Genomic DNA, 12,903 nt, shown 5'->3' with positions numbered 1-12,903 from the left:
CGGCGCGGCGCCGCGGGCGCTTCGCCATCATAAACAAGACTGGTGGGGAGTACACGTTGATGAAAACCAAGCATCTGACCCGATTGGCACTGTCCGCGGCGATCGCCGCCACTTTGTTGCCCGCGTTCGCGCTGGCGCAGGACGCCGGCGCGCCCGGCGGCAGCACGACGAGCAAGGCCAAGGCCAAGCCCGACGCAAGCAAGGCCCAGACCCTCGACCAGGTGGTCGTCACCGGCAACGCCGCCACCGGCGGCCTGCGCAAGATCGATACCAGTTATTCGGTGACCACGGCCACGGCCGAACAGATCAAGATGGCCAACCCGAAGAGCACCGCCGACCTGCTGAAGATCGCCCCGGGCCTGTGGCCGGAATCCACCGGCGGCCAGACCGGCGCCAACATCGAGATCGCCGGCTTCCCGGGCGGCGGCGACGCGCCGTTCAACACCGTGCAGCTGATGGGTTCGCCGCTGTACGGCATGCCCACGCTGTCGTTCTTCGAGCAGACCTCGATCTTCCGCCTCGACGACACCATCGATCGCGCCGAAATCGTGCTCGGCGGACCGTCGGTGGTGTTCGCCGACGGCCAGATCGGCGCCACCGAGAACTTCATCCTCAAAACCGGCACCGACACCCCCAGCGGCAGCATCGGGGTGACCTACGGCAACGAGAACCTGCGCCGCCTCGACGGCTTCTACAGTTTCCCGATCGCCAACAGCTGGTACGGCACCGTCGGTGGCTTCTACCGTGATTCGGATGGCGTGCGCGATCCGAAGTTCGCGTCGGACAAGGGCGGCCAGTTCACCGCCACGCTCACTCACGACAGCGACAACGGCACCATGACGCTGTACGCGCGCCGGCTCGACGACAAGAACCAGTTCATCACGCCGATCCCGCTGATCCAGAGCGGCACCGACCACTTCAGCGCCTATCCCGGCTTCGACCCGCTCACCGACACCTACAACGGGCCGGAAATCCAGCACGTGTACCTCCCGGGCTATCCGGGTGGCGGCACCCATGCCGACCTGGCCAACGGCCGCGGTGCGAAGTTCAACTTCTTCGGCGGCAACTTCGACTACGACCTGGGCAACGGCTGGAACGTGTCGGACAAGTTCCTGATCGACGGCGGCGACGCCGACACCAACGCGCTGTTCTCCGGCACCAACCCGGGCTCGCTCAACGACATGCTCTACACCGCCGGTTCGAGCATCGGCGCGTTCAACCTGCCGGCCGGCTCGGCCACCGCCACCTACGTCAACGGCGGCGGCGCGGTCAATCCAAACCAGAGCGTGATCCACCAGGGCTGGTGGTACATCCACAAGCACCTGAAGAACATGAGCAACGATTTCCGCCTGAGCAAGGAAATCTTCGAGGGCAACACCCTCACCGGCGGCCTCTACCTCGCCCACTACACGATGAACGACAAGTGGGCGCTGGGTAACCAGATGCTGATGACCAACACGCCGAACGCCCGGCCGATCCAGGTCAGCTACGTCGACGGCGGCGTCACCAAGCAACTTACCGACGGCCAGGGCTTCCTCGACTACGGCGGCTATAACATCGCCCAGCACGGCAGCGCCACCAACAAGGCGTTCTACCTGTCCGACGTGTGGCGCATCGGCAAGTGGCTGTTCGACCTGTCCGGTCGCATCGAGAACCAGAACGCGACGAACAACGTCTGCAACCTGACCAACCAGAACCTCGACGGCAACCTCAACACGCTGTACGACAACAGCGTCCCGGTGTGCAACGGCAGCTACGCGCGCACCAGCTACAACAAGACCCACCCGTCGTGGACCTTCGGCGTGAACTACGAGCTCACCGACAACATGAGCGTGTACTTCCGCGCCAACCGCGGTGCACACTTCGACGACTTCGACAACGGCATCCGTGGCAACACCACGGGCAACACCGCGCCGATGCAGAAGATCCAGAACTTCGAAGGCGGCTTCAAGTACCAGAGCGCACAGTGGTTCCTGGATCTGAGCGCCTACCATCGACAGTTCATCGGCCTGCTGTACCAGCCGACCGACTCCGGCGGCGTGCCGAACGGCCCGCAGAGCACCTACGGCTCCGATTCTAAGGGCGTCAACGTCAACGCGGCCTGGAGCCCGACCGAGGCGCTGAAGCTGCAGCTGGTCGGCAACTATCTGGACGGCCACTACTCGCACAACAACTCGTGCCTGCCGTACACCAACCCCGTCACCGGCAACGGGTGCGCCCTGATCAACGGGGTGCAGCTGCAGCGCCAGCCGAAGGTGCGCTATATGTTCACCCCCAGCTACAAGATCCCGTTCAGCTGGGGCGACGTGCTCGCCTTCGTGACCTATACCCACGTGGGTTCGCACACGCAGGACATCTCCGGACTGCAGCAGCTCGGCAGTTATCACACCTGGGATTTCGGCGTGGTGGCGAACATCGAGAAGAACTGGCAGCTGCGCCTGCAGGGCACCAACATGACCAACGAACTTGGACTGACCGAGAGCAACTCGCGTATCTTCGGCGCCGCCAGTGGCACCAATGGCGTGATCCTGGCCCGTCCGCTGGAAGGCCGCGAGGTCAACTTCCAGGTGAAGTACCTGTTCTGATGCTCTGAGCTGCCCGCAACAGTCCGGATCGCGGCAACCTCGCGATCCGGACCTTCTCTCGGCGCCACCAGGGAACCCCATGAACCGAATCCGCATGATCGTCGCGCTGGCGCTGATCTACATGGTCTTCGCGATCCTGCTCAACAGCGTCGGCACGGTGATCCTGCAGTCGATGGCCAGCTTCGGCATCGACAAGCCGCAGGCCAGTCTGCTGGAGCTGTTCAAGGATCTGCCGATCGCGGTCACCTCGTTCGTGGTGGCCTCGTTCCTGCCGCTGCTCGGCTACCGCCGGGCAATGATGGGCGCGCTCGCCATCGTCGGCGGCGCCTGCCTGCTGATGCCGATGTTTCCCGGCTTCCACACCACCGAATTCCTGTTCGCCTGCGTCGGCGTGTCGTTCGCGCTGGCGAAGGTCGCCGTGTACTCCTCGATCGGCCTGCTCACCGTCGATCGCGCCGAACACTCGCGCCTGACCAACACCATCGAGGGCCTGTTCATGGTCGGCGTGCTCGCCGGCGGCTGGCTGTTCAGCGCCTTCGTCGACCCCGCCGATCCTGGCGACACTGGCTGGCTGCGGGTGTACTGGCTGCTCGCGCTGATCTGCGCGGCGGTGATCGCGCTGCTGGCCGTTTCGCCGCTGGACGAATCCGCCGCGCGCGACGATACCCCGCGCTCGGCCGCCGCCTCGGTCGGACAGATGATCCAGCTGATGGCGCGTCCGCTGGTGTACGTGTTCCTGCTGTCGGCGTTCCTGTACGTGCTGATCGAGCAGAGCTTCAGCACCTGGCTGCCGACCTTCAACAACGAGATCCTCAAGCTGCCCAACGCGATGAGCATCCAGATGGCCAGCATCCTGGCCGGCGCCACCGCACTGGGCCGCATCACGGCCGGCCAGGCGCTGCGCCGGATCAGCTGGCATCGCCTGCTCAACGGCTGCGTGCTGGCGATGGCCGCGCTGGTGCTGCTGGTGCTGCCGCTGGCACGCGGCGTGACCGTGTCCCCGGACGTCGGCTGGTTCAGCGCACCGGCGGCGGCCTATCTGATTCCGCTGATCGGCCTGCTGATGGCGCCGATCTACCCGGTGATCAATTCGGTGGCGCTGAGCTCGCTGCCCAAGCCGCTGCACGCGTCGATGACCGGACTGATCGTGATCTTCTCCGCGCTGGGCGGCACGCTGGGCTCGCGCATCACCGCGATGGTGTTCGCCCGCTTCGGCGGTATCCATGCGTTCTATTTTTCGCTGGTCCCGATGACCCTGGTGCTGGTGACGCTGTTCTTCTTCCGCCGCGAGACCGAGCGCGCCGGCGTGCTGACGCCAGTGGCCGCGGGGCTGGGCGGCAAGTAGTTTTCCCGATGTCGGCGGGCGCCCCGCCCGCGATGGAGTTCCGCATGCGACGCCGCGTGTCTGCCTGCCTGCTCCTCCTGCTCGCCGCGGCCGGTGGCGCCCGGGCCGCGAGTGAAGACCGCGCCGGTTTCCGCCTCACCGCCACCGCCGCCGACTGGCCGACGTACTTCCCCGGCCTGCTCGCCAACGGTTACCTGTCCACCCTCACCGCGCCACGCGGTACGGAAGGCAATGCGGCCGAACTGGTTGCGCTGATGGACTATGCCAAGGACGACATCGCCCGCCCCGCCGGCGTGCCTGGCTGGACCGGGGTCGACTACAGCGCGGGCCCTTCGGTGGCCGGGCAGTTCTGGATGAACCAGGTGCCGCTGGATGCCGCGCACTTCCGCGACTACACGCAGACGCTGGACCTGCGCGAAGCGACCCTCAACACCCGCTATCGCTATGTGGACGGCGACGGCCAGCGCGCCACCGGCGTCGACGTCACCACCCTGGTCAGCCAGGCCGCACCGCATCTGGCCGCCACCCGCGTGGTGCTGACACCGGCGTTCGACGGCGAGGTGCAGCTTTCGCTCGCCTTCGATCTGTGGGCGCCGACCCAGCCGCGCCTGCCGCTGGCCCGGCTGACCGGCGAGCAGATGCAGGAGGCGGTGGCCGCACAGCGGCGCAGCCTGACGCCGGTACCGCCGGCCACGCCGGATCGCGCCGCATTGTGGTATCCGGGCGACGTGCAGGTGCGCCGTGCCGGAGGCGATGCCGGCGACGCCACGCTGTGGCTGGACGGTCGCGCCGAACAGGGCCTGGCGATGGCGATGGCCGCCGCGATCGCCCTGCCGCCGCAAGTGCAGGCGCAGGACGTGCACGTCTATCGCAGTGCCTATCGCCTTGCACTGAACGTGCGGCTGACGGTGCAGCGCGGTAGCTCCTACGCGTTCACCAAATACGTGGCGGCCTCGCGCGAAGGCTGGGGTGGCGACGGCCAGGCCGATCTCGCATTGGCCAAGGCCGCGCGCACGGCCGGCTTCGACGCCCTGCGACGCGCGCACGTCGCCGCCTGGAACCACCTGTGGCAGGCCGACATAAGCATCGATGGCGACGAGGCGGCGCAACGGCTGGTGCATGCCGATCTCTACTACCTGCTGTCGAACGTGGCACCGGGCACCGCCTGGCCGGTCGGCGCCTGCGCGATGACCACCGGCTACGCCGGTCACGCGTTCTGGGACAGTGACTCGTGGGTGTTCCCGGCGTTGCTGCTGCAGCATCCGGCGCGGGCGCATTCGCTGGTGAGCTTCCGCAGCCGCACCCTGCCCGCCGCGCAGGCGCGGGCGCGCGCCCACGGCCTGCCCGGCGCGATGTACCCGTGGGAGGCCGATCCGGAATACGGCACCGAGCAGGTGCCCTACTTCGCCCATGTCCTCGGCGACCGCGAGATCCACGTCACCGCCGACGTGGCGATCGCGCAATGGCAGTACTACCTGGCCACCGGCGACCGCGACTGGCTGCGCGCGCACGGCTGGCCGGTGCTGCGCGAGGTGGCGCGTTTCTGGGCCGCGCGAGCCGGCCGCGGCGCGGACGGGCGCTGGCACATCCGCCACGTCACCTCGGTCAGCGAGCCGTACACCGACGTGGACGACGATACCTACACCAACGCCTCGGCCAGCCGCGCACTGGAGTTCGCCGACGCCGCCGCGCGCGTACTGGGCCAGGCGCCCGACCCGCGCTGGAAAGAGGTTGCCGACCGCCTGGTGCTGCCGATGGCCGCCGATGGCCGCCATCACGTGGACTTCGACCCCGCCACGCCGCACCGCCCCGGTGACCGCGAGGCCGGCACGGTGCCGCTGCTGGCCTACCCCTCGCTCGACTGGCCGATGGACCCAGCGCTGCGCCGTGCCGACTTCGCCGCCGCCGTGCCGCCGCTGACCGATCCCGACCACGTGCCCAACAGCATGGGCCTGGCACCCACCTCGATCGCCGCCGCCGCCGCGGGCGAACCCGACGTGGCGGTGGCCTGGTTCCGCGCCAACCTCTCCGCCGACGTGATCAAGCCGCCGTTCAACGTGCGCACCGAGACCGCCACCAACAACACCGGTTATTTCCTCACCGCCGGCGGCGGATTGCTGCAGAACATCATCTTCGGCTTCACCGGGCTGCGGCTGCGCGATGACGGTCTGGTTGCGGCCTATGCGCCGGTGCTGCCATCGCACTGGCGCGCGTTCACCCTGCATCGGGTGCAGGTGCGCGGCCGGCTGCTCGACATCACCGTTCGCCGCGACGCGCAGGGCCGACCGACGCTCGACCGCCGCGATCTCGGCCCCGCGCCCCCATCTGCTGCCGCTGGAGAAGTCCCATGATCCGCATCGCCGCATCCCTCGCCGCGCTCGTCGGCCTGCTCGCGCTGCATCCCGCTTCGGCCCAGGAAGCACGCGCCGGCGTGCAGCCCGACGGCACCGTTACCGCGCCAGTGTCCCGCGTGCCGTACTCGGACCTGGCCTCGCCCGAAGCGCACGCATTCTTCCCCAGGATGCTCGCCGAAGGCGCCAAGGCGCCGCCGATCACCGCGCCCATCGCTGAGAGCCGCGCGTTCTACGACCGCATGAACAGCGACCGCGCGGCCCGCATGGAGAAGCTCTATCCGGTGACGATCCATGCCGAGACCATCGCCGGCGTTGGCACCGACGTGGTGCTGCCGGCCAACGGCGTCGCACCGGCCAATCGCCATCGCGTGCTGATCAACCTGCATGGCGGCGCATTCCTGTGGGGCGCGCACAGCGGCGGCCTGGTGGAGTCCATCCCGATCGCCAGCCTCGGCCGCGTCAAGGTGATCAGCGTGGACTACCGGCAGGGGCCGGAGCACACCTTCCCTGCGGCCAGCGACGACGTCGAAGCGGTCTACCGCGCCCTGCTCAAGCAGTACCGGCCGGCCGACATCGGCATCTACGGCTGCTCGGCCGGCGGCATCCTCACCGCCGAGGCGGTCGCGCGCTTCATCCACGACGGCGTACCGGTACCCGGGGCGATCGGCACGTTCTGCGGTTCGCTGCTGGACCTCTCCGGCGACTCGGCCTGGGTGGCGCCGCTGTTGAACGGCCAGGGGGTGCCAACGCATCACCTTGGCATGGGCGATCTGCCGTACTTCCGTGGGGCCGATCCGAACGATCCGCTAGTGCAGCCGGGCCGGTCACCCGCGCTGCTGGCGAGGTTCCCGCCGACCCTGCTGATCACCGGCACCCGCGACATGGCGCTGAGTTCGGAAGTGCGCAGCCAGGCGCTGCTGCAGGCGGCCGGCGTCGAGGCCGAGCTGCACGTGTGGGAAGGCATGTGGCACTCGTTCTTTTCCGATCCGGAGTTGCCCGAATCGCGCCAGGCCTATCGCACCATCGTGGAATTCTTCGATCGGCACCTCGGACACGTCACCCGCCCACGTCGCCTTCACGCAGACGCCGACGGCGGGCGCTGAGCGACCCGATCAGCTTTGCCGGCACGGGATGCGGCGAGTATCCTGTCCTGCATCCCACTGACGCCATCACCCATGAGCCTACAGACCGTCCTGGTCGTCGACGACGAACGCGACATCCGCGAACTGCTCACCATCACCCTCGGTCGCATGGACCTGCAGGTGGAAGCCGTGGGCACCGTTGCCGAGGCCCGACGCGCGCTGGGCGAACGCAGCTACGACCTGTGCTTCACCGACATGCGCCTGCCCGACGGCACCGGCCACGAGGTGATCGAGCTGATCGCCGACCGGCATCCGGACACTCCGGTGGCGATGATCACCGCCTACGGCAATGTCGACGCCGCGGTGAGCGCGCTCAAGGCCGGCGCGTTCGACTTCGTCTCCAAGCCGGTGGACATCCAGATGCTGCGCCGGCTGGTGCGCACCGCGCTGAAACTGGCCGAGGAAAAGCGCAGCGAGGCCGGCAACGGCGAGGCGGCCAGCTTCAGCGAACGGCTGATCGGCGACTCGCCCGCCATGCAGCAGGTGCGCGCCACCATCGGCAAGCTCGCGCGCAACCAGGCGCCGGTGTACATCGCCGGCGAGTCCGGCGTGGGCAAGGAACTGGTGGCGCGACTGATCCACGAGCAGGGGCCGCGCGCCGGCGGCCCGTTCATCCCGGTCAATTGCGGCGCGATTCCCACCGAGCTGATGGAGAGCGAGTTCTTCGGCCACCGCAAGGGCAGCTTCACCGGCGCCGGCAGCGACAAGGAAGGCCTGTTCCAGGCCGCCAACGGCGGCACGCTGTTCCTCGACGAGGTGGCCGAGCTGCCGCTGCACATGCAGGTGAAGCTGCTGCGCGCGATCCAGGAAAAGGCCGTGCGCCCGATCGGCGCGCGCGAGGAAGTGCTGGTGGACGTGCGCATCCTCTCGGCCACCCACAAGAATCTCGCCGCGCTGGTCGAACAGGGCCAGTTCCGCCAGGACCTGTTCTACCGCATCAACGTGATCGAGCTGCGCGTGCCGCCGCTGCGCGAGCGCCGCGGCGACGTGCCGCTGCTGGCCGCGCACATCCTGCGCCAGCTCGCCGGCAAGAGCGGCGGCGCCCCCGGCAGGCTGCTGCCCGCGGCGCAGCAGGCGCTGGACGACTACGACTTCCCCGGCAACGTGCGCGAGCTGGAGAACGTGCTGGAGCGCGCGATGGCGATGAGCGACGGCGAGTCGATCGACGCCTCCGACCTGATGCTGCCCCAGCGTGCGCCGCGACCGGCCTTTGATGCCGGCATCGCCTCGCCGCCCGCGGCGGCGGCCGCCGCGATGGCCGTGCCGCCGGGAGCACCGGGCAGCGGCGTGGCGCTGGAGGATTACATCAGCAACCTCGAGCGCACCGCGATCATGAAGGCGCTGGAGGAGTCGCGCTACAACAAGACCGCCGCGGCGAAGAAGCTCGGCATCACCTTCCGCGCGCTGCGCTACAAGCTGAAGAAACTCGGCATCGACTGAGAGGCTGAGAAAAAATCGCCCGCCTACTGCGACCGTCGATGCCGCTCCGGGAGAGGCCGTCACTCAGGCGGCCTAGTCGTCTCCGAGCGCCTTGCGCAGGGTGCGCAGCAGCGACCGGGTCGTCACCGGCTTGTCGACCACATGCAGGTGGTCCAACGCCGGCAGCTCGTCCAGGTTGGGCGGCGACTCGGGACGGGCCAGCAGCAGCACGGGCCCCTGATAGCCGTGGTCGACCAGCGCGGCCAGCGTGCGCACGCCGGTGAACAGGTTCATCTCCGCGTCCATCACCACCACGTCAGGCACGCCCTGGGCCTCGATCCACTGCAGCGCGGCCGTGCCGCTCTGGCTGGCATGCGCCTGGTAGCCGTAGGCGTCGAGCATGTCCGACAGCAGCGAGAGCTGGGCGGCCTCTTCCACCACCACCAGCACGCGTTCGGCATTGCCCTCGAGGCTGCCCTGGTCGCCCTCCGCCGCGCCCCCTTCCTCGCGCAACCCCGTCAGCGGGACGTACAGCCTGAATGTGGTCCCCTCGCCCGGCGCGCTGTCCACCCGCATTACGCCGCCGTGGCTGGCCACGATGCGCTTGCACGAGAGCAGGCCCAGACCGGTCCCCGACTCCTTGGTGGTGAAGAATGGTTCGAACAGACGATCCAGCGTGTCCTGCTCCATACCCACGCCGGTATCAACCACGGTCAGGCACAGGTACTCGCCGGTCCGGGGCTTTTCGCCCTCGTTGAAAAAACTCTCGGGAAGCGTCACGCGCGACGACTCGATGCGCAGGCGGCCACCGTCGGGCATCGCCTGGATCGCATTGAGGCACAGGTTGAGCAGGCACTGCTGCAGCTCGGTGTGGTTGCCCTCGAAGGACAGGTCGGGGTCGTCCAGCGCCACTTCCATCGTGATCGAGCGGGGCAGCGAACCCTGCAGCAGCAGGTCCAGCGCCTCCATCAGCCCGCCCAGCCGCACCTGCTCGGCGCGACGGGCGCCGCGGGCGAAGGACAGCATCGACTGCACCATGTCCAGCCCGCGCTTGCCGCAGTCGCGCACCAGCGCACCGAGCCGTGCCAGGCGGGGATCGTCGGCGTAGTCCTGCAGACTGTCGCCGGCCAGCAGCAGCGGCTGCAGCAGATTGCGCAGATCGTGGCTGAGGCCGCCGGCCAGCATCGCCAGCGCCTCGAAGCGCTGCGCACGGATCAGCTCCGATTCGGCCCGACGAGCGGCGCGCTGCGCCTCGGCCTCGCTCAGCGCGCGACGCACCGCACTGGCCAGCCGCGCGGGATTCTGCTTGAGGATATAGTCGGTGGCGCCGTTGCGCAGCGCCTCGATCGCCGCCTCCTCGCCCAGCTTGGCCGAGACGAAGATGAACGGCGTGTCCGCGTCCCGCACGCGCAACAGCTCCAGCGCGCGTTGGCCGGAGAAGCCCGGCATGCTCAGGTCGGACAGCACGATGTGGGGCCGGAAGGTTTCCAGCGCCTCGACATACAGCCGTTCGTCGTCGACCAGCCGCGCCTCGTAATCGATGCCGTCGGCGTCGAGCTCGCCCAGCACCAGTTCGGCATCGAGCGTGCTGTCCTCGACCTGCAGGATGCGGATGGTGGGCATCGCGCGATTCAGACTGTTCGGCATGGAGGCTTCCCAGGTATCCCGTTCCTGATTGCCGCACGTTAGCGCGCAGCGGTTTTCGTGTCCTGGACCGGCTCAATCCAGCCCGGGCGCCTGGTTGAGCACCGCCCAGAACTGACCCAGCGTGCGCACCGCCTCGAAGAACTGGTCCACGTCCACCGGCTTGATCACGTAGGCGTTCACGCCCAGGTCCCAGCTGCGCGCCAGGTCGCTCTCCTCGCGCGAGGAGGACAGGATCACCACCGGGATGCGGCGCATGCGCTCGTCCGCGCGCATCCGGGTGAGCACGTCCAGGCCGTTCATGCGCGGCATCTTGATGTCCAGCAGCACCACCGCCGGATCGATCCGTTCGCGATCGGCCCAGGCGCCACGGGCATAGAGGTAGTCCAGGCACTCGACGCCGTCTTCCAGGTGGACCACCGGGTTGGCGAGATGGGCCTCGCGCAGGGCGTCCATCGCCATCTCGGCGTCGGCCTGGCTGTCTTCCACCAGGAGAATGGTGCGGATGCATCGGTCGTTCATGAACGGTCCTGTCTGCGCGTGTCGCCGGCGTCGGAGGCTGGCAGGGTGAAATGGAAGCGCGCGCCCCGGCCCGGCTCGCCCTCGGCCCACACGCGCCCGCCGTGGCGGGCCACGATGCGCCTCACGTTGGCCAGGCCGATGCCGTTGCCCGGGAATTCGGACGCGCGGTGCAACCGCTGGAACACGCCGAACAGCTTGCCGGCGTATTCCATATCGAAGCCGGCGCCGTTGTCGGCGACGGTGAACTGGTAGTCGCCGCCGGGGGTGCGCGACATGTCGACGGTGATCTTCGCCAGCTCGCGCTGGCCGGTGTACTTCACGGCGTTGCCGATCAGGTTCTGCCACACGGTGCGCAGCATGTTTTCGTCGCCCACCACCACCGGCAGCGGAGCGATCTTCCACTCGATGCGGCGACCGGCGGTGTCCGACTCGGTGAGCGCGCGCGCCTCTTCCGCCAGCGACTGCATGTCCACCGGCTGCATGCGCATGGCGCCGCGACCTAGCCGCGAGAACACCAGCAGGTCGTCGATCAGCTGGGCCATTCGCTGGGCGGAGCCGGAGATCACATCCAGGTAGTGGTGGCCCTTCTCGTCGAGCTGTTCGCCGAGATGGCGCTCCAGCTTGCCGGCAAAGCCGGCGATGTGCCGCAGCGGCGCGCGCAGATCGTGCGAGACCGAATAACTGAAAGCCTCCAGTTCACGGTTGACATCGGAGATCTGCTCCACCTTGCCCTCGAGCTGGCGGTTGAGCTCCTTCACCTGCTTCTCGACCAGCGCGCGCACGGTGATGTCGCTCACTGTCATCAGCAGCGCCGGCGCGTCGGATTCCTGCTGCAGGCGGCGGGCGTTGATCACCACGCGGCGGTCGGTGCCGTCGGCGGTGCGCTGGTTGAGCTCGTAATCCCACAGCTCGCGGTCGCGCAGCATCACGTCGGCGAGGCGCTGCAGCAGCGGGCCATCGTTCCACGCGCCACCGCCCAGCTCGGCCAGCGGCCGCGAGCGTTGCTCCTCCGGATCGATGCCGTACAACTCGGCGAAGGCGGTGTTCACCAGCAGGGTGTTGAGCTCGGCATCCAGCAGCACGATGGGCTCGCGCACGGCCTGCACGATCTGCCGCGAGCGCCGCACGGCCAGGCTCTCGCGCTCCTCGGCGCGCAGGCGCTGGCCGATCTGCCGCTCGGACACCACCACGATGATCCCCAGCAGCAGCAGCTGCGCCAGCGCGCCGATGCCCAGCACCAGCTTGTATTTGAACGACCGCGCCGCCGCGGCCTGGCGCCGCCGGGCCAGCAACTGGTCTTCGGTGCTCACGACCCTGTCGAGCACGTCGCCGATCGCGAACAGCTTGCCGGCATCGGCCAACGCCTTTTCCGCGCCGGCACGATCGTCGTGCCGCGCCCGCCACAGCGCCTGCCACATCAGGGTGGCACGACCGTTGACGATGGTTTCCAGCGAGCCCACCAGGGCCTGCTGATCGGCGTTGTCGTGGGTGTAGCCGCGCAGTTGCCAGATCAGCCTGGAGATTGGCTTGGTCGCATCGTCCAGGCGCTGCTGCGCGTCCTTGCTCTCGCCGCTCATCACGATCTGATACGTCGCCGCCTCGGCATCCCGGCTGAGGAAGGCGATGCGGTAGGTGATCGACTTCACCTCGGACGAATGCGTCACCCATTCGGAGGCCTGCAGGGCCTCGGTGGAGGTGTTGCGGGTGATCGTGTACGGCAACGCCACGATCACCACGACCGACAACAGCAGGCCGGCCACGCGCCAGCGCATGAAGTTGATGCTTCTCATGGGCATGACGGGGCGGATCCTGGACAGACGCATGGAAGCATTCTGGCATGCCGCGGGGCCGTGTCCGGCGCCCGCCGATCCGCGCCTAACCGGCTGCAGCCG

Annotated in this window: 8 protein-coding genes; 5 read left to right on the top strand and 3 right to left on the bottom strand. The window is 68.4% G+C overall.

Annotated elements, in window-relative coordinates; all coding sequences use genetic code 11:
• The first annotated feature begins 59 nt into the window (after positions 1-59).
• From ACO2Q2_RS03090 to ACO2Q2_RS03070, 5 genes are all read left to right on the top strand, one after another.
• Positions 60-2,585, top strand: coding sequence for a TonB-dependent receptor (locus ACO2Q2_RS03090; RefSeq protein ID WP_423254306.1), 2,526 nt, complete (start codon positions 60-62; stop codon positions 2,583-2,585).
• Between the two features lie 79 nt (positions 2,586-2,664).
• Complete coding sequence (locus tag ACO2Q2_RS03085) at positions 2,665-3,930, top strand: MFS transporter (RefSeq protein WP_423254305.1); 1,266 nt, start codon at positions 2,665-2,667, stop codon at positions 3,928-3,930.
• A gap of 44 nt (positions 3,931-3,974) precedes the next feature.
• The gene (locus ACO2Q2_RS03080; RefSeq protein ID WP_423254304.1) at positions 3,975-6,281 is read left to right on the top strand and encodes a glycosyl hydrolase family 65 protein; all 2,307 of its coding nucleotides are present in this window, start codon (positions 3,975-3,977) and stop codon (positions 6,279-6,281) included.
• Positions 6,278-7,387, top strand: coding sequence for an alpha/beta hydrolase (locus tag ACO2Q2_RS03075; protein WP_423254303.1), 1,110 nt, complete (start codon positions 6,278-6,280; stop codon positions 7,385-7,387). Before ACO2Q2_RS03080 ends, ACO2Q2_RS03075 begins: the two co-directional genes overlap by 4 nt.
• A gap of 72 nt (positions 7,388-7,459) precedes the next feature.
• Entirely contained in the window at positions 7,460-8,866 is a 1,407-nt protein-coding gene (locus ACO2Q2_RS03070; protein WP_423254302.1) for a sigma-54-dependent transcriptional regulator, read from the top strand.
• A gap of 72 nt (positions 8,867-8,938) precedes the next feature.
• Here the strand turns inward: ACO2Q2_RS03070 and ACO2Q2_RS03065 are convergent, their stop codons facing one another.
• From ACO2Q2_RS03065 to ACO2Q2_RS03055, 3 genes are all read right to left on the bottom strand, one after another.
• The gene (locus tag ACO2Q2_RS03065) at positions 8,939-10,492 is read right to left on the bottom strand and encodes a response regulator (RefSeq protein ID WP_423254301.1); all 1,554 of its coding nucleotides are present in this window, start codon (positions 10,490-10,492) and stop codon (positions 8,939-8,941) included.
• 72 nt (positions 10,493-10,564) lie between these two features.
• Entirely contained in the window at positions 10,565-11,011 is a 447-nt protein-coding gene (locus ACO2Q2_RS03060) for a response regulator (protein ID WP_423254300.1), read from the bottom strand.
• Entirely contained in the window at positions 11,008-12,807 is a 1,800-nt protein-coding gene (locus ACO2Q2_RS03055; RefSeq protein WP_423254299.1) for a sensor histidine kinase, read from the bottom strand. The genes ACO2Q2_RS03060 and ACO2Q2_RS03055 overlap by 4 nt, the downstream gene beginning before the upstream one ends.
• Positions 12,808-12,903 lie beyond the last annotated feature (96 nt).

The organism is Dyella sp. KRB-257 (assembly GCF_049445995.1).
Taxonomy (GTDB): Bacteria; Pseudomonadota; Gammaproteobacteria; order Xanthomonadales; family Rhodanobacteraceae; genus Dyella_A.
Note: the sequence above shows the minus strand (reverse complement) of the source record. Positions and strands in the feature narration are given on the sequence as shown.

What these genes read in the sequence shown, in the direction of transcription:
- ACO2Q2_RS03085 (WP_423254305.1), top strand. Translation starts at nt 2,665, where the DNA reads ATGAACCGAATCCGCATGATCGTCGCGCTGGCGCTGATCTACATGGTC.
- ACO2Q2_RS03075 (WP_423254303.1), top strand. Translation starts at nt 6,278, where the DNA reads ATGATCCGCATCGCCGCATCCCTCGCCGCGCTCGTCGGCCTGCTCGCG.
- ACO2Q2_RS03055 (WP_423254299.1), bottom strand. Translation starts at nt 12,807, where the DNA reads ATGCCCATGAGAAGCATCAACTTCATGCGCTGGCGCGTGGCCGGCCTG.
- ACO2Q2_RS03060 (WP_423254300.1), bottom strand. Translation starts at nt 11,011, where the DNA reads ATGAACGACCGATGCATCCGCACCATTCTCCTGGTGGAAGACAGCCAG.
- ACO2Q2_RS03090 (WP_423254306.1), top strand. Translation starts at nt 60, where the DNA reads ATGAAAACCAAGCATCTGACCCGATTGGCACTGTCCGCGGCGATCGCC.
- ACO2Q2_RS03070 (WP_423254302.1), top strand. Translation starts at nt 7,460, where the DNA reads ATGAGCCTACAGACCGTCCTGGTCGTCGACGACGAACGCGACATCCGC.
- ACO2Q2_RS03065 (WP_423254301.1), bottom strand. Translation starts at nt 10,492, where the DNA reads ATGCCGAACAGTCTGAATCGCGCGATGCCCACCATCCGCATCCTGCAG.
- ACO2Q2_RS03080 (WP_423254304.1), top strand. Translation starts at nt 3,975, where the DNA reads ATGCGACGCCGCGTGTCTGCCTGCCTGCTCCTCCTGCTCGCCGCGGCC.